Here is a 22,332-nt window from a genome sequence, read left to right as displayed (position 1 = left end):
CAGTCTCTGACACCGTGAAACCGTGAGTTATCGACCCTACCCCGACGCAGTCTTGCGTTCAACAAGGCAAATAGATTGCAACGACTCTACTGATATCACCAGCAAGTGATTCCTCTTCGCCGGTTGCGGTCAATACAGGTGATTCACGAATCGCTCAGTACAGTGGGATCGCTTATGCGTAGCAAATTGTTGATCGCTCTTCTGTAGGAGATTGTTGATACAGTCGTCACTAGCTGAGTGAGAACACTGATCGACTTTCTAAGCACCTCTACCGTGGACTCCTAATTTAATTCACACAACCGTAAATCGCAAGACTGCAGTCCATCAACAACGTGCTACACCTATGAAAGCCTGCTAGCTCAACAAACCACGTCTGCGATACTATATTTTTCGCTGGGGTCGATCCAATCTTGATCACGAGAGAGAAACCGCAAGCAGGCACCGTGGTGGTTCAGGAACCAGCCGGCAGGCGGTCAGAACGTGAAGACGACAGCTGTAGCTCACGACCGCTGCGACCGGCCGATGAGGGCCGCCGGCCGGCGGCCCTCAGGCACTCACTTCTGGTGGATCGTACACCTCCTCACGCTCCAGCATATGGAAGATCGACACGAGCAGTTTTCGCGCCGTTGCGACAATCGCTATCTGGTGGTTCTTCCGCTGTTTCAATCGAGCGTAGAACCGTCCAAGATACGGATCGTTACACCGGTGAACCGCTGTTTGAACGCACTGAACGAGGATCCAGCGTAATTCTCCACTTCCGCGCTTCGAGATTGATCCTTCCGTCCGCGAGTCCCCTGACTCGCCCACGACCGGATCCAATCCCGCGTAACTCACCACCTGCTTCGCCTCGTCGAATCGGTCGATCTCACCGATCTCCGAGGTGATTAGCAGCGACGAGTAGAAACTCACGCCCGGAATCGTCATCAACAGCTGCGTCTCCTCGAGAGACGCAGCGGTTTCCTCGATCAATGATTCGAGTTCCTCGATTTGAGCGGTTAACTCGTCGATGATCGAGAGGAACGACACCATCAACTGATCACCGACCACACCGAGCGAGAAATCCTCGCCGGCGAGGATTTCTCGCCCGTTCACGCTGAACGGATCCCAGTCGTAGGCGATCCCGTGTTTGTCGAGTAGGGCGTGGACTTCGTTTTTGAAGTCCGTGCGCTTTTCGACCAATCGCTTTCGGCCGCGCACAAGTGCGCGGCGCTCTCGGAGCTCTTCGGACGGGACGTAACTCTCAGCGATCATGCCGGCTCGGCGAAGTTGCGCGAGCAACTTCGCGTCGAGCCGGTCGTTTTTCACCTCAGCATAGCCGATCGCCTTGGTTTGGCCCGGATCTGCGACAACCACGTCGAGGTGTTCGTCGAGGGTGTCGTAGACCGTGTAGTAGTTGCTGGTTGCTTCAAGCGCCGCTTTGGCTCCAGCGTATTCTTCGGCAACGTCGTCGAGATTCGCGTTTTTGACGCGAATCTCTTCGACAACCTCGGCATCATCGTCCAAAACAGCGACGTGTGATTCGTCCTTGTGAAGGTCGATTCCGAGGTAGTACATGGTAACCTCTGGAGTGGGAGTGCATGGAGTAGAGACACACCTATTCGGGCTTGCCGCCCGTCTGTCTGTCCGACAGACGGGCGGCGTCCCATGATGCGGCTTCCTTGGCACGTAGACCAATCAAGAGCACGCGTTCGAAGACGCTTGTGTAGCATCGGCCTTTACCACCCCATTCTTACTCCATGCGCTGGGGACTTAGCAGGCTTTCATCCCATCAAGAGCGTTGTTGATATCGTGGTGGCCTGCAATTCTGTCATCGATCGATCTCGATAGGAACCAGCTGTCTGAGCGATCTACCGGTCACGGTCTACTCTCACTCTCTTCGGGAGGGCTGTATCAAACCTTGACGCCACAAGAGCATTTTTGCAGTAATATTAAGTCGTGTGGTCGGGTAATCGGCTTGTGAACCGCCGCAAGTACCTTTCTATAACCGGCGCGAGTGTGACGGCAGTTCTCTCTGGTTGCGCTGAGAGGAGTAATTCTGGCAATGGTCTAAGCAGTAATATATCAGAAGGTACCCAAGCAACGAATCAGGACAACAGGGGAAACAATCTAGAGGATAATACATCAGAAAATACCCAGACAGCTCAAAATGGCATTAACGATGCCGAGCCAAATGGAGTTCCTGAATTCGAGATAATTCAACTTGAGGTTCCTGATGAAATAACCCAGCCAGAGACAATAGATGTCGAACTCACAGTTGAGAACACTGGCGATGCTCGCGGGAGATTCCGTGGTGAGGTTGATATTGATGTTGACGGAGTTTTTCTACCGAAATCAATACAGTACGATGCGGAAATTGGTGCCGGTGAGCGTACTACGCTCACAAAGACCCTCGATCCGACTCACTCAGGATTTGTGACGTTCAGTCTTGAGAGTGTTGAGCATGAATTGATGGTAATACCCGAGCAGACAGAGCCACAGATACAGGGTGTTAGACTCATCAGAGAGTGGAACGAGTACGGAGACGTATTCCAGAATGCCATTGATTCCGCATCGGTTGGTAAGTTGATTGTAATAGGGGTGAGGTACTGGTACTGGCATGGAGACTCTGGTACGTTGGATGTTTCTGTCGAATACGAAACAGAAGGAAAAGAAATATCGCACCGAGATGTCACACAGGACGGATCTAAACGTATCGTAAGACAGCGTGGTTGGGAGCCACGGGAAGACTACATCAAAATATCAACATTTAGATGGGATGCAGGAGAATATACTACAAGAGTACAGATCCATGACGAACGTATAGAAGGCTTATCGGCAACTAAAGAAGTAACTTACACGCTCAAGTAATTCACTTGCCTCTGGTTCGGCTGATGCATGCGTCCCCTGTATTCAGGACAACACTCTGAAGATTCGTCATAGCTAGTAGATATACTGATGGTCAGTTCGCAACTCTCATCGACTGGGTGTTTCAGGCGAGGATATGTCTGAAAAACAGGATTTCAACAAAGCCACTGAATCAAAATAGACTACCCTGAACAAACGAAGTCAACTCACCGACCCCCCTCTTACGCAGCATGAACCGCAGAGAGTTTCACCCTCTGTTGATTCGGCACCTACAGCAGTTTGAACACGCAATCAAGGTACAGATCTCGAATGTCTTCATAGTACGCAGCTAGATAGTCATCAATAGCCTCTCCTGAGGTGCTCTTCCCCAACTTGTCGCCGCGCATATACTGAACGAGTTCTCGAGGGATGTCCTGCTGAATCTTCCAGTAGTTGGTGAAGAAGTTTCGGCCGTAGTGTGATCTAATGCTTCGGTAGTCCTCAAACTCAGGAGCTCTATTGATCGCCTCAAAGTGATCCTTCCAGACCGCGGAAATGTGTTCGCTGTCATCCATCGGTTCGTACGTGCGCTCGCTAACGATGAGGTACTGCGAATCTACAGAAGGACGAGTCTGCAGAAACTGGATCAGGACCCGTTTAGCTTCGTCATCAAGGGGAAGAATACGTGAACGGTGAGATTTGTTCCCCTCGCGTTCCTCTCGAGACGGGATATAGAGAGCATTCTCGTAGTCACTCACTGCCGCAGCAGTGCCAAGGCTGGGATACCACTTCTTGATCGAAGGGTGCGATAACGCGACATCTTCCACGGATATGTCCATTTGTTTGGACCCAGCCTCCACCATGTCGATGATGAACCGGGAGACGCTATCGTATCCGCGCTCTTCGGCACGCGTCTTCCACTGCTCGTACTGCCGGCTACTCGGGTAGCACATGGCGGCCTGCGTGTCGTCTCCTAGTTCAGTCATTTCTGGCGAAGGTCGGTCGTCTTGTGTCTTTCAGTCGGTGGCCCGGAGAGTTCATCTATCGGCTATTGATCCTTCAGGTCGTTTCTTCCTCAGAGAGATCATCTTCAGCGAGTTCCAGCTGACGGGTTTCCACATCGATGGAATACCGGACATGGTGGATCTCGTATGGGTTGATGTTCAGCTCACGAAGATCTTCTTCGGTCAGGAAGATACACACACCTGCCACGTTTCCACCTGAAATAGCGATACGGGCTGTTCGGGGATGGGAAACGAGTGACCGACGGTGTGCTTGAGGGAGAGTCATTGCTACGCTTTGCCCTCCTCAGAATCTTCTACCGAATTTTCATTTTCCCCGCTCTTTCGGCGCATGTCTCTCAGTTCACTGAGGTAGGGCCACTTCCGGTTCTTACCACACTCCTTGCACTGGTACGAGTGGGCGTTCAGATCTCCATCAAGATCGCGCTGGCCATTTGCCCGAAGCTCTCCATCACAGCCCGGTTCGGAACAATGTAGGGTGACGACCGGTGAAGAGGTGAGTACAGCGAACAAGCCAAACATGTCTGCTGCATTTTGAGGTGTTACCGTGTTTTCGTCGTCAGTAGAGTATCGTATGTTAATCTCCTCTATGCTTTCCTGAGCCTGACTGAAGACCTCCTGAGAAACAATCTGTAGGGCAGGCTCATCAACTGAGAATTCGTCTTCCTTGAGGTGCTCACTATCGATGGCCATAGTCGGTTTGCCAATGTAAACCCTCTTCTGCAGGTGGAGCTTCACTTGCCAAGGCGCAATCGGATCAAGAACATCACCGAACTCGTCATTGAGATGTTCAGCGGTCGCAGCGTACGACTCCGTCGACAGGAATTCATTGAACATAGCCTGTGCCGCCTCGAATTCTTCAGGGTCCTTCTGGACCCAGTCGTTACCATCGGGCTCGTATCCCGGAGGAATGCTCTTATTCCCAGAACTCCAATTTTTTTCGTCGAAACCATTCTTCCGTGACCGAAGAGATGCCCGAGTCCTGTACTGAGTCGAAAGGTGAGACACCAGAGATCGCATTGTCGCTTGAATGAGGTCATTTATTTGCGAGACGTTAATCTCGCCGTGAGGAGTCATAATCGTGACATCACACGAGGATTGCATGTGATGGATGAAGTACAGAGTCTCTGCAGTAGAACGACCAAGCCGGCTGATATCGTCAACGAGGAGGAAGTTGATGCCCTGTTGTACGCGTGCAAACACCTCGCGGATCCCTTCACGTTCGAAGTTCGTACCCGTTTGACCCTCATCTGTGATCGGATCTGAGACAAGTTCGATCCCTTCACGCTCTGCCAAGTCTTGGAGATCTCCAATCTGTCCGTCCATGTTTCGACCATCTTTTACTGAGGACAGATCACTCTCGCGTGCGTAGATCACTCCTGTGTCGCGGTCATCCTCGCCATCCGGCATATCTTCATCCTTGCATTCACTATTGTCACTGCCTTCAGAATCTCCAGATCTATTTGAATGCGCGAAGTCATCCAAAGTGAACTCATCACTGTCATTTCTCTTACCGTTCTCCTCTTCCTTATCATTCTCATCTTTCACATCTGAAGCCGCATTCAGCTGGGGGAGCAACTCTGTTGCAGCCAGCAGATTTGATCTGACCCCCCCGACCAGCTGCTCAAGGATGTTGGATTCATATTGGCTCTTTTTTCCTTCTGGTCGCGGTCTGTGTCCGTAGAGGTGAAATCGTCTAAAGCTGTCGGTAGAAGTGTCTTACAGGCCGTTTTTGAATTCTGGGCAAAGGTCAACAGTCGATGTCGGATACAAGCACCCAAGCTTCGTGTGGGACGTCGAGCCGATCGTACGTCTCCTCGACGAGGGCGACCGCCTCCTCGCGGGAGAGATCGTCGACGACATCGAACGCAAGCGTCTCGCGGAGGGCTTGCTGGGCGGACTGCTGTCGGGTGGTTGCGTCGGCGGCGGCGTGGGGCCTCACGGTCGCGAGCAACAGCGAGATCGCGGAGACGATGATCTGCCGATGGGCTTCGCGAGCGTAGGGGACATCGGTGGACTGCGAGCGAAGGTTGAGCGGGTCGTCGAGGAGCAGTGCGCTGTAGAGCTGGTCGGCGTCGGCCGAGTGGCCGCTGGTCTCGGCGTCGTAGTCGTCGGGATCTGCCTCGAACCAACTGTCGAAGAGCCGGGAGAGTTGCGAGACCGTCCGGTCGATCGCGGCGTGGGGCGTGATCGCCGTCTGGGGCGTCGGGTCGTCGCCGGAGTGGCTGTGCTCAAAGTACAGGGCGTGACGGATGTTGGCGACAACGACGCTGGCCATGAACTGCTCGCCGCGGTGTTCGAAGCCGTTGTGTTCGGAGAGGTCGCTGACGCCGGTCACCTCCGCAACGGGATCGGGGACGGAGAAGTCCTCGACGGAGCGTTCGTATTCGGTGTCGGTTTCGTGGCTGCCTTCGAATGGGTCAAAACTGTCGCGTGTGGTCGTTTCAGGCATGGGAAATCCGGAGCCACCCCCTCTGGGGAAGACTCTCGAGTTTTGGAGCCGATAAATGCGGTCTCGAGTCGTATCGGTGGATTCCTGTGTGGACTGTGTCCGTTGCACTACCATCGTGTTGCGGGTGGCGATAGCGACGCAGAAAAGGCGACGGGGCCGTCGCGCGGTTGTTCCGTGGGCGCGTCGCGCGAGGAGCGAAGCGACCGCGTGCCGCGTCCACGAGGTGGCTGTGCGGGCCCCGTCGCCGTGCGGGGGTTGTGGGGAGCGGTCGGTGGTGGAGCTGTGCGGGAGAGCGGTGTGGTCGCCGAGGCGGTTGCTGTAGCGGTCGGCGAGGCGGTGGCGGTGGCCGCCCCGATCGTGGTCGATCGGGGCTCGGAGCGAAGCTCATGGAGTTCGATCAGCGGCCAGTGAGGCTCGTTGCGGTCAGGGTTCGCTCCGAGGGCCGATCGACTGCAAGGGGCGAGGGCGTCGATCAGGATCGTCGATGGCGGCCTCGAGCGCAAAAAAAGAGACCGCCGACTCGGGATACCTAGAGACAGGTCTTCCCGAGATACAGGGCGATGACTGTCCCGATGAGCTCCTTCAACACGGTCATCAAGAGTTCACCGTTCGCCGCCAGTACGAGGACGCCACCGAGGAGGAGTCCCCAGAAAACGAGGTACTGGACGACAGCCCAGTTTAGTTTGAATGCGATACCGTTGTGTTTCACCTCCGTTGGAGAAGAGAAACTCTGTTTGTCTTCTTTCATACATGATGGAAGAAGGGAATAATGTTTGTCTTGTAAATCCACGACGGGTAGAGATGTGTAGTATTCCACGGCGGGTCTCAGTATCTGGATTCAGGGAGATCTTCGTGGGAGTTGTTCTCTGCACTACGGCCGTGTTGCGATGCGTCAAACCAGCGCAAAAAAAGAGGCCACCGACTGGCCTCACGCTGACCGGGAGACTGCGAGAGCGAGGAGAATGACGAGAGGGACGACAGAGAACGTACAGATGGCAAGCGAAGCGAGAAATGGCGGAAGGTGGACAGTCAGCGGGACTGCGGCACTCGCCACGAGAAGAAGATAGCCGCCAAGGAGAAGGATCGCTGTGATGGGGCTGATCGGTGGCTGCTGTGTGGAGTGGATGGTGTGTTGCATGGGTGGTGTTGGCTTCCGTCTCTGGAAAGCCTTCGCCTCTGGACGAGAGAGATAATGTCGCCGGCGACGGTGGCCGATCAAGACGGGGCGGTCGCCGGAGCGCAAAAAAAGAGGCCACCGACTGGGATTACTGCTGTCGGTGGCTCATCTGGTCGATGAGGTCGTCGATCGAGGCGTCGCCGGCGTCGGTCTCGACTCGGTTCTCGGCGGGTTTCCGGTTCGTCGTCGACGCCATCCCGGCCGGGTTGTAGGTGGTGCGACGGCTCATTCGTCGTCACCCTCGTTGGCCTCGTTGCCGAAGAAAGTGAATCGATTTCGGGCGTTAAACGGGCTGAATGCTTGCTCCTTCTGTGCTTCTGCCAGCTGCGAGTTGTTTCGGTTCATGGTCGGAAGTCGGGGCTTCCCCCCTTGGGGGAAACTCCTCGTCTCCGGAAGGAGGGAATAATGTGGCCCTTTGGTACTCCGTCGAAGACCCGCTGGCTGTGGGATCTGGTGGAGAATCTGGCTGATGGTCGTCGGCCTGAATCCGATCGTGTGGTGGAGTCGAAGAGAACGGAGTGTAGAGATCGTGGAGAAGGTGGTCGTCGGACACCCCGGGTGTCGAGTGTAAACCAGCCGGGGGAGAGTTTGTATCCGGGATTCCGTTGTTTGTTGTTCTCTGCACTACCGTTGTGTTGCGGGGCGTCAAAGCGGCGCAAAAAAAGAGGCCGCCCGGCCGGGCCTACTGGGGCTGGGCGAGGAGCTGGCCGTCGACGAGGGCCCGGGGAGCCCGAGTCGGAACGTCGGGCCAGTCGATGGAGTCGGTCTCGCTGCCGACGGGGCAGTCACAGGGGCGGTCCTCGGAAGCGTCGAACGTCACGCCGCAGGCGAGACAGAAGTTGGTCACGTCGGGCGAGTGGTCACCGTGCAGGTACTCGAAGGCCTCGCCGGGGGCGACGGTCTCGGTCCGGCCGTAGGCCTCGGCGTAGTGCATCCCGGACGGGGTGGTCCGCCGGACGCCGTCGCTGCCGATCGTGAGGTACAGATCGCCGACCCGCAGGTGGTAGAAGCGGCCTTCGGGGTTGTCGTCGACCCGGCGACACTCGCCGGGGGCGAGGTCGAGATCGTCGATGGCGCGGCGGTGGTCGTCGTGGCGAGGCTCGAAGCTGTCAGCGTCGGTGGGTGTCGTGTCGAACATGGCTGTCTGTCGGGCACCCCCTCGGGGGAAGCCCTCGTCTCCGGGAGAGGGCGATAATGTCGCCGGCGACGATGGCCGATCGGGGCGGGGCGGTCGCCGGAGCGCAAAAAAAGAGGCCGGCCGGCTGGGCCTACTGGCGGGGCTTGAAGTAGCCGTGAAGCTGGCGGAACTCGTCGCGGTGAGCGACGAGCCACTCGCTGATCGAGTACGGTGCCTCGGCGACCTCGAGAAGCGCGAGGTGGTCGCCGTTGGGCATGGTGTGGAAGGGGTCGTCGCCGTGGCTGGCGGGCGCACCGAGGGTGCAGTCGGTGTGGACATCCCGAAGCGGCGTCCGGACGGCGTCGTCGGTGTCGTGGTACTCCGAATGCGCCGGGACGACCGTCCAGAACTGGTTGTTGATCTCGTCGTGGTAGACGGCGGTGCGGTCGGTGGTGATGCCGAGCAGCCGGACGTGGCTCGTCACGGTGCTGGTGCCTCTCGCGTCGTGGGCGGTGCGTTTCTCCGTCTGCAGGACGGTCGGGTAGTCGTCGAGGTCGAACCACGGCTGGCTGTGGTTGAGGAAGCACGTCCGGCAGAAGCGGAACTCGCCGATGCGGAAGGTCTCGCTGCGGGGGACGGTGTGGCCGCAGTACGGCTGGATGGTCTCCTCGGTGTCGGTGCTGTCGTAGATGTTGGTGTTGCTGCTCATAGTCGGTTGGTCGGGCCACCCCCTCGGGGGAAAGCCCTCGTCTCCGGCTGAGGGGTACAATGTTGCCCTGCGTCGACCGGCCCGTCCCGGGGAGTGCGGTGACGGTGTGGAGACGGTCCCGTCGCGGTGGCGGGAGCCGAGGCCGCGGCCCGCTGGAGACTGGGTCCGTGGGCGTGCCGCGCGAGGAGCGTAGCGACCGCGTGTCGCGTCCGCGTGGTCTGGCCGCGGCCGTTAGCGGTCGTGGAAGCGGTCGTGGTGCCGTCGCGGGAAGACCTTCTGCGGTGAGGGCGGCGACGGGACGTCGACGAGAGAGGCAACCGTCCCACAGATGATCTCGCTCCAGCCCGACGGTTGGAGAGGTGGTCGACGTCCCGTCGGCGACCGTGATCCGACGAGTCCCCGTCGAGGCGTCCTCACCAGCGCAAAAAAAGAGGCGACCGACTGGATATCCTCACCCGGCGACGTACACATCCTCGAAGCCGCAGTCGGGACACGAAACCTCGTAGTCGGGAGCCCACTCTTCAGCCGTCGTGGTCTCGAGCTGTGTGTCGCAGTCGGGGCAGGGCAGGTCGAGACTGTCCACCGGTGTCGGTTCGGCGATAGCGATCGTGTCGTCGTCGGTGCTGTCGTGGCTTGCGGTGTTGCTGTTCATGGTCGGTGTTCGGACCACCCCCTCGGGGGACAGCCCTCGTCTCCGGATGAGGGAGACAATGTGGCCCGGTCGGTGGCCGATCAGGAGCTCGGCGGTGAGCCAGCGCAAAAAAGAGGCCGGCCGGCTGGCCTCACACCGGCGGGCCGTAGAGGGCCTTGGCGAGGTCGTTGCCCTCGGTTGGCCACGCAACCGCCATCGAGATGAGCCACAGGAAGCTGAGCAATGCGACACCAACAATCCACACGGCGGTACCGAGACTGGCGAAGAAGCTGCCCACCAGCCCAAGATCGGATGGCGTCGTGAGCCCTCGGTGGATCGTCGTCCAGATCAGCCACGCACCGACGGCGGCACCGGCCACGCCGATGGCAGTCGAGACCACCAGCATCACCGCTTGGCCGACGACCTGAAGCGGCGACAGGTACGAAGCGACCGTCACCAGCCGACGGAGGCCGGGGTCGTTGCCTCTGTACACTTTTGGGGGAACGGAGGAACCGTTCATTGTTGGGAGCCTCCGAGGTGGGACATCGTGAACTGGTAGCTGACCTCGTTGGTGAGCTCGAAGCAGAGCGTGTCGAGAGCGAAGACGGTGTCGGCGTCGACGAAGGTCGACGTCGACTTCCGGATATCGGCCGAGAAGGCGTCCGACCGGTTGAAGACGATCTCCGAGGTCGACGAGAACGTCGAGTCGCCAGCTGGGTCGGGGTGGACGGCGTCACGACCCCGGGCGGCGTCGACCCGCATCGCCTCGGTGTCGACGCGGATGATGATGAACTTCGAGCGGCCGCGGTCGACCTTCCAGTCGATCCCCGAGCCGACCGGAGCCTGCTGGGAGACCGACGCCGGGAGATCGCGAGAGACCGAGCGTGGCAGGTCGGTCCCGGGAAGGAGCAGGTAGTAGTCGAACTGTTCGGTTCGGTCGTCAGCCGTCGGAGTGTCGATGGTTGCGGACATGTTGCTGGTCGGGCTCACCCCCTCTGGGGGAAAGCCTCGTCTCCGGTAGACGGAAACAATGTCGCCGGCGATGGCCGTTGAGCCACGGGGAGGTGGCGTTCAAGCGGTCAAGCGTCCGTAGCCGGTCCATGCCAGCCCGAGTGGTGTTGTCGGTGGTGTTGTCCCCTGTAGTCACCATGCATCCAGCCGTCCCACTCCCCCCAAGAAGAACAACTGCCCCTATGGGGACACTAGTAGCGTAGGCAAAGATAGAGAGGAGAGAGTAGAGTGGAGAGTCGTAGGGGAGAGTCGTCCCCCATAGCCCTACCAGTCCCACGAGGTCAGTATCACCGGGATTCCCTGATGGATCGTCATTGGTTGTTTGCTCCACTACTGTCGTGTTGCGGCCGGTCTCGTCAGCGCAAAAAAAGAGGCCACCGACTGGGCTTACTGTATCGCCTTCAGGGCGACGACGGCGAGGAGCCCGAGGAAGCCGAGCGGATACATCAAGAGGAAGCCGACCATCGCCACGCCGTTGAACACCGGATGCAGGACGAAGCCGAGGAACGCCGACGCTGTCACCGCCATCAACCCGAGGAAGCCGTACACGAACAGCGTCGTGAACGTCGGCGTCGGGGCGAGGAGTTGTCGAACGATCTGCCAGTGGACGGCCTCGGTGTCGAAGCGGTCGAGGAGCCCGTCGAGACGACTGTCGTCGTCGTCGTCGTCCTCGTCGTCCTCGTCGAAGTCGGGAGACAGTTGGTCGGTGTCGAGCCGGGGATGGGACATCAGGCGACCTCCTCGGTGGCGACGATCTCGCCGTCCTCCCAGTCGACGAAGAACTCGGCCCCGCACGAGCAGACGTACTCTGCTCGGGTGCCGTTCTGATCGAGGAGCTCGACCTCGTTGAGCTCGTGGGTCATCGCCGGGAGCGGCTGGTTGTGACACGTCCGTCGAGTGCAGTCCGTCTGGAAGTCCGCGGTCTGGTTGATATCGATGCTGCTGTCGAAGCTGCGAGTGTTGCTACTCATAGTTGACTCTCGGGTCACCTCCCTCGGGTAACCCTCGTCTCCGGACGGGAGGTATAATGTTGATCTCGTCCATCGGCCGAATTGGTGTCGTGGCGTCTGTGGTTGTAACCGGTGCCGTCGATGCCCTCGTTAGCACTTTGTACTAACGAGACAGAGACCGCAGTCGGGAGTGGTTCGTCGACGTCGATCGGGAGTCGAACAGAGAGTGAGACGAGGGTCGAGATGGGGTGTTGTTGTGGTGTCGAGATCGGTGGTGATCCGGTGGTGTTAGAGAGGGTCGATCTGGTGTCGTTGGGAGCCGGGATTCGACGGTCGAAACTGGTGGATTCAGTAGTGGTTTTGTTGTGGTCTGCACTACGGTCGTGTTGCGTGGGTTTCGACCGGCGCAAAAAAAGAGGCAACCGACCGGTCACGATGGGTTGGTTCTGGTCCCGTTCAGAGGTGGGTTCGACGGCAGTCCGAACAGGCGACCTCACCACCGCCGAGCCGGGTCGCCTCGTCGCTGTCACAGTAGTCGCAACCGTCCGATGCGTCCGGGAAGTTGGACCGGACGATGACGGCGATGAGGAAGGCGATGATGAGGATGATTGTGAAGACGATGCTGATGCCGAACAGAAGCAGTGCGATGAGTGCGTTCATTGTCTGGAAACCTCGCCTCTGGACGCCCGCCATAATGTCACCGTTCGGGTGGGGCCCTGCCGACGCCTCGTCGGGTTGAGGTGGCGGTCCGTCTCACCGTGTTGCGACAGAACGAGACCCCCTCGTCAGAGGGGTGGCTCGTGGACAGCTTTGGGTCCATCAGGAGACTGAGAGGTTCCCGGCTGGAGTGCCGGGCGGTTGCTGTCGCCGATGGCCAGCTGATGCCGGTCAGACGTGGCCGAGTTCGTCGAGGGGACACCCGTCCTCGAGGTGGGTCGACTGCCGAGTCGAGATCGGGGTGGTTCCGTCACCGGTCGGTCGCCGTCTGGCTGGCCGTCATGCAGTGGCTGTTCGTCGTGGCTGTGACCCAGCCGTCTGGGGGGTCGCCGTTGCCGGCGTGGCGATAGTCACCTTTCTGAGGGGTTTGCCTCGCTGTGGATCAGACCGGTCGGTCTCGTCGTCTCGGGTATCCTGTTCGAAGCGGCGTAGTGTCGTCGTGACTGTGGTGGAGATCGTCGTGGTGACGACCGTCACCGAGACGCAGGTCGATGCCCTGTTGGTGAGTGATGCCGGTCGGCGTCGACGAGTGGCGATCGGTATCTCGTCGGGAGTGACGCCGTCGTCGTTTCGAGTCGGTCACTGACGCCGGAGGTGAAGTCTCGCCGAGTGGTGAAGCCGTCTGCCACGGCAACTGATTCGGTGGTGTCTGCCAGCCGAATGGCGTCTGAATACTGAGGCCGACTGCCGGTAGATGTCTCCGAAAAGTGATACTGACTGTGGAGTCGTGAATCGACGGTGAGATGGATCGCGGTGTGACCGTCTGGTCGACCTGAACGGATGTGGTTTCGTGTCGACGTCGTCGGGGTCGTCCCGCCGAGGGTCGAGAGTGCCGAGTGGTCTGTGGCCGCCGGCCAGCTGGAGGTGTCCTGTGTGGTCTCGGTGACGCCGATCGGAGTCGTCGCTATCGTAGTGGTGTTGGGTCCGACTGACCCTCGGGAAGTTCGGAGTAGCCTGTGCCTCAGTAATCTGAGAGTTCGTCTGGTGGAACGGATGTGGTCTGAGGCGGTCAGTTGTCTCGACCGCCGTCTGGATGGGAGTGGTGAGGAAGGCTGGATGCCGAGTGAGGTCCATGCTGATCAGGCTGGCCATCTCCTCCTTCTTCCTCACTCTCCATGGTGGGTTAACTAGGCAGTCCCCTTCAGGGGACAACTGGGGTGATCGGAGAAGCTTGCTGTATCACTCTTCTTACTCTTGGCCTTCTGGCCTGAACACCCCCACCTAACGGGGGTATATCGTACCTTTTCAACACGCCGCTGTCGAAATAGGCGGTTTTCTGAGAGCGTGAAATTAAGTCCGATCTTGGAAAGGGGCTGGAACGGCTATCCACGCGCCTCTCAGGTATGCGAGCCAGTCATATTAGGGGTGATCCGATATTGACCGATTACCCCCCGGACAACCGCAAGACGGGAGCGAGGTGTCCGGGGGGTGTCGATTCGGGCCGAAAATATGCCCGGTATTCGGGGGTTACCCTCCCCCGTATAGTTATTTTCAGTCTGAGAGCCCATCGTATCGAGATTGTGACTGTTATATACGAAAGAAACTCCAGAGTAGGCGTGTGACTCTGTACTCACAGCCTTGCCATCTTGCGATTGTCCGGGGGGTGTCCGGGGGGTGAGTGAAGATTGAGTTAACCCCCCGGACAGGCAGCCACGTAGGGTTATTTTCATAGATTGTCGATCTCGCATATTCCACACGAAGATGTCTGTAAAATACGCAATTTTCGGAAAACTGCAAATTGGGGCGAAATTGGCTCCCTGAAGACTCCCTATTACCCCCCGGACAATCGCAAGACGGGGGCGGGGTGTCCGGGGGGTGTTTTGGGGTGATCTGCGGCTCAGAGATCGTGAGATAAGTAGGTGTCACTGGTGCCCGCAGCTCCTCGCGATTCGGGGCGTCATTAGAGTGAGATTGACCGTCTCTTGTCCCCGGTGTGTGGGTACACATCTGTACGAACCATCGCTGTCTATGGAGTGAATATGGGGAGAGACTATCGGTGAATCAACAACCAAAAGAGGGCACAACCGCGACTCGGTATCTACATACGCTGTCTGATAGATACCCTCACATCGGCGAGGAATTAGTCGAGAAAAACGAACAGCGAAACGCGGGTGAACTACTCGTCGATCGGGAACTTGTCTTCGAGGTCGACCAGCTTTTCACTGCCGTTTGTGAGCTCGAAGCCGAGCCAACAGCGGGGGCGACCGCGCCCCTCTAACGACACCTTTTTCGAGACGGGATCGATGTCAAGTTCGGCGCGGAATTTGCTGACGAACCCACCCGCCGGGTACGTCGACAGGTCCAGATCATCGGCCGTTACATCAGCTTCCTTACCTAACTTGTGCGTGTTGATCTGGGCCCATGCGTTGTACGCACTCCGGAGGTCAGATGCCGGGGTAGCCCCATCACCCTTCGAGGAGCTGTCGAGGTCGTCATCGATGTCGAGGAAGATGTTGGCGAACTGGACCATCGGATGCGGGAAGCCATCGTCTGTGACGAGGGTTCCGTACCGGTCAGTCATTGTGTCGAGTGCGATCGACGCTGTGTCAACGTCGGGCGCGTCCGCTGGCTCACTCGACTCGTCGCCGTCGTCTCCACCCGACCGGTCGCTGTCGGCGAGCCGCGCAGGCGTGTATCCTGTCCGTTCCTCGATGTCTTTGAGAACTGAGATGTAGGTACCATCCGGGAGCTTCAGGGCGCGCTTGCCCGCCGTGTTCTGCCCCCCGGAGTCGCCGTTCGATTCGTCGTCATCATCGTCGGAATCTTCCTCTGAACCACCGAATTCTTCGAGGTCATCAGCCTCGCAAAATTCGTGCTCGATCGCGTAGCCAACAAGCCCCTTCAGGGGGATGGGCGTGTGCTCTGGGATGAGGTTGTTCTGGCGCGCGTAGGTCCACAGATGGAGGTATTCCAAATCATCGAGATTCTGACCACTCGCCGAATGTTTGGGGTCGCGCTTCCCCATGTCACACAGCGCGAAATGCTGGAAGTTGTAGAGGGCATTCCGCTTGTGACAGTAGGCGATTTCGTCGTCGATCACGACGAAGTAATTCTCCGATTCACCGAAGTGTCCGAAGGGGTTTTTCCCACGGGAGCCGGGCGTGAGACCAAGGTCGCGCAGGGTGAGCGTCCAGAGGGGGTTGTGGCTCCCTGTGAGCTCGCGGTAGTCACCCTCCTCGACCCGGGCTTCGATCTCCTGTGGGTCGACATCCATCTGGGTGCCAGCACCCGTCACCAGCCCCCCGATCGAGCCCGTCGCAGCGGGGTGCTGTGACGGGTGGATCGTGGGGATGAAACCGAACAGTGAGAGGGGTGGGTAGACCCCGGGTGCATCGGGCATCGGACGGAGCGTTTTGTGCTCCGAAGTGAGGGTGTTGACATCGGTCACTGGCCACCGGTGAGACGCCGCGATTTCACCCCGGTCTGCGTCGGGGTCAGACGGGATGATATGCGGGTCGTAAATCGGGAGGTCTGCGACCATCCCATCCGGGCTGATCGCCCCCACCGTTTGGGGGAGGTCATTGGCCGTCGGGAACCCGAGTGAATTCGGGGCCATTCCCGTCGGGTACTCACCCACTGGGTCGGCCCGATCGGCGAGCGTCTGCATCCACGCTGGGGCCGTGGCGGGTGTCTCGGTCACATCGTCAGGAACGGTCGGATTGTTCCCCAGCGAGAGGCGAAGTGCCCACTCGGCGGGCGGCGTTAAGGCGAGCCAGCCCTCTTGGAGGAAGTCATCAAGGTCGCGCTTCTCATCGCCGAACTGCGGGAGCTCTACGAGCCACACGTTGGTTCCACCGTAGTCGATGTGGTCTGGGTCGTCTTCGGGCACAAGCTCTGTCTGCCCGTCTGCATCGGCGCTCTCGGAGACCGCGTCTGTCTCGGTGTCCACATCGATCATACCGAGCCGGTTCGCGACGTTCTCCCAGAGTTCGTGGTCATCTTCTACGGGGTCTACATCCCCTTCAAGAACTTCCTCACGGTACACGTCGGCAGCCGCTTGCACGGTTCCTGTGAAGGTGTCGTCCGGCGAGGGCGTGTGGGTGTCGAGTACCCGGCCCATGTTGACCGCGCTGTCAACACCGGGGCCGTGCTGGTGGAGCTCGATCACTTCGCTGATGGGGCCTGTCGCCCGGAATTCTCCCTGTGTCTCCAACAGGTGAACGGGCACCTCGTCAGCCATCACCGGCGTCGTCTCGTCGGCGTCGACATCGGCGTCAGCGGGCGGCGCAACACGGAGGTCCTGATCGTCGAGTTTGGCTTGGAGTGTCCCGTCGCGAGCGGCCTCGACCACAAGCTTCTGCGTGAACATCTCGTCGCCGGGGAACTCACCGGTACAGAACAACTCGCGGATGTTCATGTCGCGTTCACACCGGCGCTCGTCGTGATCCTGATCTTCCTCGGCAAGGACGACCCGCTTTGGCGGGTCAGAGTCTTGGAGGAAGTACACGTCGGGGATCCCCCGGCGTTTGACGATGTCGGCGAGCACGTCGCGGTGTTTCATCTTGAACGACTTCGTCACCGGCGAGATGCACGGGATGCCGTGGGCATGAGCCGTGATCGCGTCGGCCATCCCCTCCGTGATGGCGAGGGGTTCACCCTCGACGATGGTCTCACGGCCATAGATCGGCTCGTCGGCGATGGTGTAGTTTTTCGTCGTCGCGAGCTTGGCGTACTTCCCCTTGGTGAAGTCCTCGGGATGGGTACCGTGTTCCGTGTCGAAGTCCGGCTGCCGCCCGATGAAGAAGGCGACCTTGCCGTCTTCGTCGTAGTACGGGAAGATGTACCGCCCCCGGAAGAGACACGAGAGGTCGTCGGGATTGTCGGGATCGTCGAGCGTGGTGTAGTCGACGTACTCCTCGCCCTCCTCGTTCTCGCCGTAGGCGTCGCGTGGCTTGGTGAACAGCCCCGTCGCGACCATGGTGTGATGGCTGAAGCCCTTGCTTTCGAGGTGGAAGAACAGCTCCTTGCCGAAGGCGGGTGCCCACCCGAGCTGCTTGTCGGCGACGAGGTCGTCGCTCCACCCACGGTGATCAGCGCCGAGGAACTGGTACGGTTGCTCGGCGGCGGCGAAGTCTTCGGGCTCACCGGTGTTCTCGGCGGCGTCCTCGGTGGACTGAATGCCGGAGGTCTGGGCGTCCTCGTTGGCGGGCATTGCGTCGGCCGCCTCGGGATCTTGCTCAACGGGGTAGGCGGGGTCGGGCTCGTCGAGCGCGGTGAAGTATTCCCGCGGGGTCTCGGGCTTGCGGTAGCCCGCCTCGAACGCCTGCTCGTCGTTCCACGTGACGTTGTTGTCGATCGTCGTATCGAGTTGGCTGTGGAAGAAGCGGGCGGCCTCTTCGAGGCAGGCTTGGACCGCGCCAAGATCCGGCGTGGGACTCAAGCGGAGGTCTTCCGGGTCGGCGTCGACGAGCGTGCTGTTGGGCTCCGCACGCGGTTCGCCGGCCGCGGTCTGTCCCACACGACGTGTCTCGTCGGCGTCGCTCTGTGCGCCGTCTGTGTCGTCTGTGGCCGGCTCTGTCTCGGTGGTGTCGGAGTCGGTGTCCGTGTCGGCGTCGTCGTCGCCCGTGGTGGCCGTCTCGGCGTCGGGTGTGGTGTCTGTATCGTCTCCATCACCGGCCTCGCTCTGTGCGCCTGTGCGCGCCGCTGAGCCGTTTCCGCTTTGAGACGGGGTGTTGGTCGTCTCGGTGGGCGTCGAGCCGTCCTCGCTCGTGCTGGCCGTGTCTCCGGCGTCGCTCTCTGCGTCCGCGTCCGTGGGCGTGGGAGAGCCGTCGTCCGTGGCGGGTGTCTCCCCCTCCTCGTCGGTGTCGGTGAAAGATTGTCTGACGTAGTATTATAACGATCGCGTTTCTCTCATTTCAGTATATGACTGAAACGGGTGAAACGATCGAAACGCCACCAGCGATCGTAGCGATGCTCAACCAGAAGGGCGGCGTCGGGAAGACAACACTCACCATCCACGTGGCAGGTGGACTTGCCGATCGTGGACTTGATGTCCTCGTGGTAGACCTCGCCCCTGAAGGAGCGCTCACGTCGATTCTCGGCTACGACGAGGCGTACAGCGATCTTGATCGGGAGGTATCACTCCATGAACTCCTCTTAGACCCCAGCCGCACCGGTGACGTCGACGACCTCGTCCTCGAGGGCGCGGAGTTCGATCTGCTCCCGGCGAACGAGCGCATGGTTGACCGGACCGGCGGAGAATTAAACGGCGAGCCGCGGGCCCGAGAGCGACTGAAAATGGTCCTCGACGAACTCGGTGCTGGTTACGATGTCATCCTCGTCGACAACATGCCGAGCATCAACGTCCTCACAGACAACACGCTCGTGGCGAGTGACGGGGTTCTCATCCCGGCATACGCTGAGGCGCTCTCGGTCCAAGGTCTCGACCGTCTTCAGAAGCAGATCGACAGCGTTCGTGAGTACTTCGGTGCGGTCAGGATCCTCGGGATTGTCGCGAACCGAGTCGAGCATAATAAGCAGGCCGACGCGATGCTTGACCAGCTCCACTCAGAGTTTGAGGATGGACTCGGGATTCCGGTGTTTGACGTGTACAAACGAGTGGATCTTCAGCGAACAATTGCTGCACAGGAACGATCGATCTTCGCTGCTGAGGAGATTGAGAGTGACATGGCCGAGGTAATTAGCGAAGTTGCATCCCTTGTTGATAATGAACTTGTGGAGAAAAGCCAATGAGTGACGATCAGGACGACGCCGGCGAGGAACTGGGAAAAACCGGCGAAAAGATGGGTGGAATTGCAGATCGGTTCGGTGCAACGTCGGACACATCTGAAACGACAGAAATGTCTGAAACAGCTAGCACGCCTGAAACGCACGAAACGCCTGAAACGATCGACACAACCGATGACGAAGCGGCTTCGTCTTCCGAAATGACTGAAACGACAGACACGACAACATCGTCAGAAACAACTGAAACGATCGAAACGACTGAAACAACAGACACGCTCGGTCCCGGTGACGAAGGATTCGTCTTACGCGAGGATTGGAACGGGCGAACGATCTATCTGCCCGATAACGTGGTCGACGATATCGACATTCGGTACTCCGAGGCCAACGTTGAGTGGCAACGAGCTCACGGTGAACAACTTCCAAAAAACGAGCGGTTCTACCCAGCTGTGATCCGGGCGGGCCTCAACGGGACATCGATCGAGGAAGAGCTCGGTCTAAGCGAGTAGTTTGTGGACTCCTCCGCCCTACTCAGGTGCTGGACATAGTTTCCTTGGGAGTGGGGCTTCCTGTTACTATGCTTCTCAGGCGGAGCAGGTCGAATACTTCGGGGCTTGAACCCGAGGCGATTCACTATAGATCCTCGTCATTCGGTCTACTTGTCGTCAAATTCTTCGAGGAGATCGCTCTCGACCTCATCAAAATCATCTGGTGTGTACGTCGTCGGGCCCGACTCGTCGTCACCAAGATCGAGGATCGAATAGATGGCTTCGACAAGATCATACGCAGTTCCAGAAGAAAGGTCTGCGAGGCTCGCGATCTGCCGGATTGTGACATCCCGCTTATTATGTGCTTTCACGAGGTCGTATGCGAGTGCAAACGTGACGATGCCGTGATCTTCGAGCACCCGCTCGATCGCTGGATATTCGTTCTGCTGTGCGATCACTTCGATAAGTGCAGGCGTAATCGAGACTTCTGTCTCGCGGACTGTCAATGTCAGTTCGAACTTTTCAGCGGTGTATACGGCGGTTCTGCTATCATGATCAACTTTGCTGATCAGGCCCGCCTGTTCCAGTTTATGCAGATAGTCGTACACCGTCTTCTTCGAGACTGTCGTTGTTTCAACGAGTTCAGGGCCCGTGGTAGTCCCGGACCGCCGAATCGATGTATAGAGACTAGCGAGAGACGGGTTCTCAAGTAATTCTGCGAACGTAGGGATTCCGGTGATCATCCCCGGAGTGTCACCCGCGTTTCGCACGTGTTCTGTATCGTAGCTCATCTTGTATAGAGTTACGAAACTAGAAACTATAAACGTTTGCCACGGAACTGAGTCACTATTGGATAAGAAGGGGCGAGATGAGGTTTTCGCTATGAGTGAGAATCAGTTCTGCTGTGACGCGTTAGATACGGCAAATGGTTCCACAAGCGCGCTAGTCGTCACCGACGCTGAACTTCGTGTATTCACTCACAGAATTCAAGACGACGCTCGTATTGGACTCTTGGACATCTGCATCGGCCAAGAGACGCTTGATCTGGTTGTTCATATCGTCGGAGTCGATGAACTTTCCAATCGCGATGATGTCGTAATCGCCAGTCGTCTCATACACACTCACCATCTGCGGTTCATCACGAAGCGCGTCTGTAATATCCGGTAGCCCGGGGCCATCGACTTTGAGCTGGAGAATGGCAGTCATATCGTAGCCAAGTTTGCTGTAATCGACAATTGGCGTATAACCCTCAATTGCGCCTGCTTCTTCGAGATCTGCTAAATGGTTCGAGACTGTCGTCACAGACACATCAAGCTCGTTGCTGAGGTTACGCAAACTCTCACGGCCATTTCCCAGAAGTGCGTTCACCAACTCTGTGTCAAGATTTTCGTACGCCATTGTTTATGTTTTAGTTTGTGATGGAATTAATTATTTACTTGTTATTATTCTCCGAGAGCTGTAAATCACTTCGGGAACAAACGGTCCTGTTGATCTTTTCAACAGATGATACATTCTAACCCAGTTGCGGTCAATACAGGAGATTCACAAACCGACCGATCTCTTGAACTGACGGGTACTCGTCAAGATTTCCTAGCGAGATACATACCGAGAGTACAACAGCGATGGGAAAATCCCTATATTCGTATAGAAAATCTAATGAATTGCGTCGGAAAGTTTTTTGATATTCACTGAGTCGTCAGTTTTACCTCTTATGTACGATCAGCATCTCACCCGTCGGAGCGTCCTTACAGGGACTGTAGGGATCACCACGACGGGACTCGCCGGATGTCTATCTGATGGTGAATCGCCGGAGCGGACGACCGTTGCTGAAACCGCTACATCGGACTCATCGATCGCGGCCTCGATGCGCGTACGTCGGGCTGAAGATGAGATGATCAATGATAATCTTGAGATATTCGTTACCCCCGATACACACGTGGTCATGGGGTCGTTGACGGACGACCTTGTTCACATCATGTCCAGCCGGAGTTGGTACACAGAAGTCGAGACCGACGACGGGGGAGTACTGGATTTTTCCGATCCAGAGGAGAAACACGTGCTCTCGCTTGGACTGCCGGATCGGTTCGATGATGAGACACCGATAGAGCTCACGATGTTCCCCAATACTGATCCCGAAATGGTACCCGACGGATCCTATTTCGGGGACCTCTCTAAAGGGACCACGTTCGGGGCCGATCCTGATGTAACAGAAGTCTTCGACGTACGCGTCGATACTACCGCTGGGACCATTGAACTCGAACCACGTGACGAAATTCCACTGCTTCAAGACGACCACAAGGCTGAATCTGATGGCTGAAGGGGGATAGTTACGATATTTTATTCTTAGAATAATGGATTCGACCAGTGTATCATATACGGTGTGACGAACATCCCACCATATTGATAAAAATCCCCGTAGCAATACGTAGTCATCAGCGAACAGCTGTTTCGAGAGACAATATGTCTGAAAAAGAGGATTTCATGCCTTGTTTTGCCGCCGACTGACGGCAACTTCAGACGTTCTTACCGCAATATTCCGCCAGATTAACCC

24 protein-coding genes are annotated in these 22,332 nt (G+C 57.9%); 5 read left to right on the top strand and 19 right to left on the bottom strand.

From position 1 onward, the window contains the following. Positions 1 to 546: 546 nt before the first annotated feature. The gene (locus N5096_RS14720) at positions 547 to 1,554 is read right to left on the bottom strand and encodes an IS110 family RNA-guided transposase (RefSeq protein ID WP_267665563.1); all 1,008 of its coding nucleotides are present in this window, start codon (positions 1,552 to 1,554) and stop codon (positions 547 to 549) included. Between the two features lie 402 nt (positions 1,555 to 1,956). Here N5096_RS14720 and N5096_RS14715 point away from each other — a divergent pair, with 402 nt between their 5' ends. After that, positions 1,957 to 2,847 (top strand): hypothetical protein, encoded by an 891-nt coding sequence (locus N5096_RS14715; protein ID WP_267665562.1) that lies wholly within the window; start codon positions 1,957 to 1,959, stop codon positions 2,845 to 2,847. A gap of 266 nt (positions 2,848 to 3,113) precedes the next feature. On the opposite strand, the gene N5096_RS14710 is transcribed toward N5096_RS14715, so the two are convergent. The 15 genes from N5096_RS14710 to N5096_RS14640 all read right to left on the bottom strand — a co-directional run bounded on the left by N5096_RS14710 (position 3,114) and on the right by N5096_RS14640 (position 12,552). Then, positions 3,114 to 3,809 (bottom strand): hypothetical protein, encoded by a 696-nt coding sequence (locus N5096_RS14710; RefSeq protein WP_267665561.1) that lies wholly within the window; start codon positions 3,807 to 3,809, stop codon positions 3,114 to 3,116. A 73-nt stretch (positions 3,810 to 3,882) separates the two neighbouring features. Next, entirely contained in the window at positions 3,883 to 4,113 is a 231-nt protein-coding gene (locus tag N5096_RS14705; protein WP_267665560.1) for a hypothetical protein, read from the bottom strand. Positions 4,114 to 4,115: 2 nt separating this feature from the next. Continuing rightward, a complete protein-coding gene (locus N5096_RS14700) occupies positions 4,116 to 5,393 on the bottom strand; it encodes a recombinase family protein (protein WP_267665559.1) in 1,278 nt (425 codons plus the stop codon). A gap of 202 nt (positions 5,394 to 5,595) precedes the next feature. After that, positions 5,596 to 6,297 carry a hypothetical protein gene (locus N5096_RS14695; RefSeq protein ID WP_267665558.1) on the bottom strand — a complete coding sequence of 234 codons (702 nt, stop codon included), beginning with the start codon at positions 6,295 to 6,297 and terminating at the stop codon, positions 5,596 to 5,598. A 529-nt stretch (positions 6,298 to 6,826) separates the two neighbouring features. Next, positions 6,827 to 7,045, bottom strand: a complete 219-nt coding sequence (locus N5096_RS14690) for a hypothetical protein (RefSeq protein WP_267665557.1) — start codon at positions 7,043 to 7,045, stop codon at positions 6,827 to 6,829. 180 nt (positions 7,046 to 7,225) lie between these two features. Next, positions 7,226 to 7,435, bottom strand: a complete 210-nt coding sequence (locus tag N5096_RS14685) for a hypothetical protein (RefSeq protein WP_267665556.1) — start codon at positions 7,433 to 7,435, stop codon at positions 7,226 to 7,228. A 127-nt stretch (positions 7,436 to 7,562) separates the two neighbouring features. After that, complete coding sequence (locus N5096_RS14680; protein WP_267665555.1) at positions 7,563 to 7,703, bottom strand: hypothetical protein; 141 nt, start codon at positions 7,701 to 7,703, stop codon at positions 7,563 to 7,565. A gap of 453 nt (positions 7,704 to 8,156) precedes the next feature. Then, positions 8,157 to 8,612: a hypothetical protein gene (locus tag N5096_RS14675; RefSeq protein WP_267665554.1), complete on the bottom strand. Its 456-nt coding sequence runs from the start codon at positions 8,610 to 8,612 to the stop codon at positions 8,157 to 8,159. 130 nt (positions 8,613 to 8,742) lie between these two features. Continuing rightward, positions 8,743 to 9,300 carry a hypothetical protein gene (locus N5096_RS14670; protein WP_267665553.1) on the bottom strand — a complete coding sequence of 186 codons (558 nt, stop codon included), beginning with the start codon at positions 9,298 to 9,300 and terminating at the stop codon, positions 8,743 to 8,745. 451 nt (positions 9,301 to 9,751) lie between these two features. Continuing rightward, entirely contained in the window at positions 9,752 to 9,952 is a 201-nt protein-coding gene (locus tag N5096_RS14665) for a hypothetical protein (protein ID WP_267665552.1), read from the bottom strand. A 130-nt stretch (positions 9,953 to 10,082) separates the two neighbouring features. Then, positions 10,083 to 10,451 (bottom strand): hypothetical protein, encoded by a 369-nt coding sequence (locus tag N5096_RS14660; RefSeq protein ID WP_267665551.1) that lies wholly within the window; start codon positions 10,449 to 10,451, stop codon positions 10,083 to 10,085. Further along, a complete protein-coding gene (locus tag N5096_RS14655) occupies positions 10,448 to 10,903 on the bottom strand; it encodes a hypothetical protein (protein WP_267665550.1) in 456 nt (151 codons plus the stop codon). Before N5096_RS14655 ends, N5096_RS14660 begins: the two co-directional genes overlap by 4 nt. A gap of 426 nt (positions 10,904 to 11,329) precedes the next feature. Continuing rightward, a complete protein-coding gene (locus tag N5096_RS14650; protein ID WP_267665549.1) occupies positions 11,330 to 11,671 on the bottom strand; it encodes a hypothetical protein in 342 nt (113 codons plus the stop codon). Then, positions 11,671 to 11,913, bottom strand: coding sequence for a hypothetical protein (locus tag N5096_RS14645; RefSeq protein ID WP_267665548.1), 243 nt, complete (start codon positions 11,911 to 11,913; stop codon positions 11,671 to 11,673). Before N5096_RS14645 ends, N5096_RS14650 begins: the two co-directional genes overlap by 1 nt. 435 nt (positions 11,914 to 12,348) lie before the next feature. Continuing rightward, positions 12,349 to 12,552: a hypothetical protein gene (locus N5096_RS14640; protein WP_267665547.1), complete on the bottom strand. Its 204-nt coding sequence runs from the start codon at positions 12,550 to 12,552 to the stop codon at positions 12,349 to 12,351. A gap of 505 nt (positions 12,553 to 13,057) precedes the next feature. On the opposite strand from N5096_RS14640, the gene N5096_RS14635 reads away from it, so the two are divergent. Further along, positions 13,058 to 13,195: a hypothetical protein gene (locus tag N5096_RS14635; RefSeq protein WP_267665546.1), complete on the top strand. Its 138-nt coding sequence runs from the start codon at positions 13,058 to 13,060 to the stop codon at positions 13,193 to 13,195. Positions 13,196 to 14,725: 1,530 nt separating this feature from the next. Here N5096_RS14635 and N5096_RS14630 read toward each other — a convergent pair. After that, positions 14,726 to 18,067 carry a hypothetical protein gene (locus N5096_RS14630; protein ID WP_267665545.1) on the bottom strand — a complete coding sequence of 1,114 codons (3,342 nt, stop codon included), beginning with the start codon at positions 18,065 to 18,067 and terminating at the stop codon, positions 14,726 to 14,728. A 404-nt stretch (positions 18,068 to 18,471) separates the two neighbouring features. Here N5096_RS14630 and N5096_RS14625 point away from each other — a divergent pair, with 404 nt between their 5' ends. Both N5096_RS14625 and N5096_RS14620 read left to right on the top strand, forming a co-directional pair. Further along, positions 18,472 to 19,302, top strand: coding sequence for a ParA family protein (locus tag N5096_RS14625; RefSeq protein WP_267665544.1), 831 nt, complete (start codon positions 18,472 to 18,474; stop codon positions 19,300 to 19,302). Then, a complete protein-coding gene (locus N5096_RS14620; RefSeq protein WP_267665543.1) occupies positions 19,299 to 19,802 on the top strand; it encodes a DUF8160 family protein in 504 nt (167 codons plus the stop codon). The genes N5096_RS14625 and N5096_RS14620 overlap by 4 nt, the downstream gene beginning before the upstream one ends. A 146-nt stretch (positions 19,803 to 19,948) precedes the next feature. On the opposite strand, the gene N5096_RS14615 is transcribed toward N5096_RS14620, so the two are convergent. Then, positions 19,949 to 20,572: a winged helix-turn-helix domain-containing protein gene (locus N5096_RS14615; protein WP_267665542.1), complete on the bottom strand. Its 624-nt coding sequence runs from the start codon at positions 20,570 to 20,572 to the stop codon at positions 19,949 to 19,951. 151 nt (positions 20,573 to 20,723) lie between these two features. Then, positions 20,724 to 21,179 carry an HTH-type transcriptional regulator Lrp gene (gene lrp / locus N5096_RS14610; RefSeq protein ID WP_267665541.1) on the bottom strand — a complete coding sequence of 152 codons (456 nt, stop codon included), beginning with the start codon at positions 21,177 to 21,179 and terminating at the stop codon, positions 20,724 to 20,726. A gap of 313 nt (positions 21,180 to 21,492) precedes the next feature. Here lrp and N5096_RS14605 point away from each other — a divergent pair, with 313 nt between their 5' ends. Continuing rightward, complete coding sequence (locus tag N5096_RS14605) at positions 21,493 to 22,098, top strand: hypothetical protein (RefSeq protein ID WP_267665540.1); 606 nt, start codon at positions 21,493 to 21,495, stop codon at positions 22,096 to 22,098. Positions 22,099 to 22,332: the final 234 nt, after the last annotated feature.

The organism is Halorubrum yunnanense (genome assembly GCF_026586675.1).
GTDB classification, from domain to species: domain Archaea; phylum Halobacteriota; class Halobacteria; order Halobacteriales; family Haloferacaceae; genus Halorubrum; species Halorubrum yunnanense.
This window is presented reverse-complemented; position numbering and strand designations above follow the sequence as displayed.

Excerpts from the sequence above, each read along its gene's own strand:
- N5096_RS14720 (WP_267665563.1), bottom strand. The coding sequence starts at position 1,554 with ATGTACTACCTCGGAATCGACCTTCACAAGGACGAATCACACGTCGCT.
- N5096_RS14710 (WP_267665561.1), bottom strand. The coding sequence starts at position 3,809 with ATGACTGAACTAGGAGACGACACGCAGGCCGCCATGTGCTACCCGAGT.
- N5096_RS14705 (WP_267665560.1), bottom strand. The coding sequence starts at position 4,113 with ATGACTCTCCCTCAAGCACACCGTCGGTCACTCGTTTCCCATCCCCGA.
- N5096_RS14695 (WP_267665558.1), bottom strand. The coding sequence starts at position 6,297 with ATGCCTGAAACGACCACACGCGACAGTTTTGACCCATTCGAAGGCAGC.
- N5096_RS14690 (WP_267665557.1), bottom strand. The coding sequence starts at position 7,045 with ATGAAAGAAGACAAACAGAGTTTCTCTTCTCCAACGGAGGTGAAACAC.
- N5096_RS14685 (WP_267665556.1), bottom strand. The coding sequence starts at position 7,435 with ATGCAACACACCATCCACTCCACACAGCAGCCACCGATCAGCCCCATC.
- N5096_RS14680 (WP_267665555.1), bottom strand. The coding sequence starts at position 7,703 with ATGAGCCGTCGCACCACCTACAACCCGGCCGGGATGGCGTCGACGACG.
- N5096_RS14675 (WP_267665554.1), bottom strand. The coding sequence starts at position 8,612 with ATGTTCGACACGACACCCACCGACGCTGACAGCTTCGAGCCTCGCCAC.
- N5096_RS14670 (WP_267665553.1), bottom strand. The coding sequence starts at position 9,300 with ATGAGCAGCAACACCAACATCTACGACAGCACCGACACCGAGGAGACC.
- N5096_RS14665 (WP_267665552.1), bottom strand. The coding sequence starts at position 9,952 with ATGAACAGCAACACCGCAAGCCACGACAGCACCGACGACGACACGATC.
- N5096_RS14660 (WP_267665551.1), bottom strand. The coding sequence starts at position 10,451 with ATGAACGGTTCCTCCGTTCCCCCAAAAGTGTACAGAGGCAACGACCCC.
- N5096_RS14655 (WP_267665550.1), bottom strand. The coding sequence starts at position 10,903 with ATGTCCGCAACCATCGACACTCCGACGGCTGACGACCGAACCGAACAG.
- N5096_RS14650 (WP_267665549.1), bottom strand. The coding sequence starts at position 11,671 with ATGTCCCATCCCCGGCTCGACACCGACCAACTGTCTCCCGACTTCGAC.
- N5096_RS14645 (WP_267665548.1), bottom strand. The coding sequence starts at position 11,913 with ATGAGTAGCAACACTCGCAGCTTCGACAGCAGCATCGATATCAACCAG.
- N5096_RS14640 (WP_267665547.1), bottom strand. The coding sequence starts at position 12,552 with ATGAACGCACTCATCGCACTGCTTCTGTTCGGCATCAGCATCGTCTTC.
- N5096_RS14625 (WP_267665544.1), top strand. The coding sequence starts at position 18,472 with ATGACTGAAACGGGTGAAACGATCGAAACGCCACCAGCGATCGTAGCG.
- N5096_RS14620 (WP_267665543.1), top strand. The coding sequence starts at position 19,299 with ATGAGTGACGATCAGGACGACGCCGGCGAGGAACTGGGAAAAACCGGC.
- N5096_RS14615 (WP_267665542.1), bottom strand. The coding sequence starts at position 20,572 with ATGAGCTACGATACAGAACACGTGCGAAACGCGGGTGACACTCCGGGG.
- lrp (WP_267665541.1), bottom strand. The coding sequence starts at position 21,179 with ATGGCGTACGAAAATCTTGACACAGAGTTGGTGAACGCACTTCTGGGA.
- N5096_RS14605 (WP_267665540.1), top strand. The coding sequence starts at position 21,493 with ATGTACGATCAGCATCTCACCCGTCGGAGCGTCCTTACAGGGACTGTA.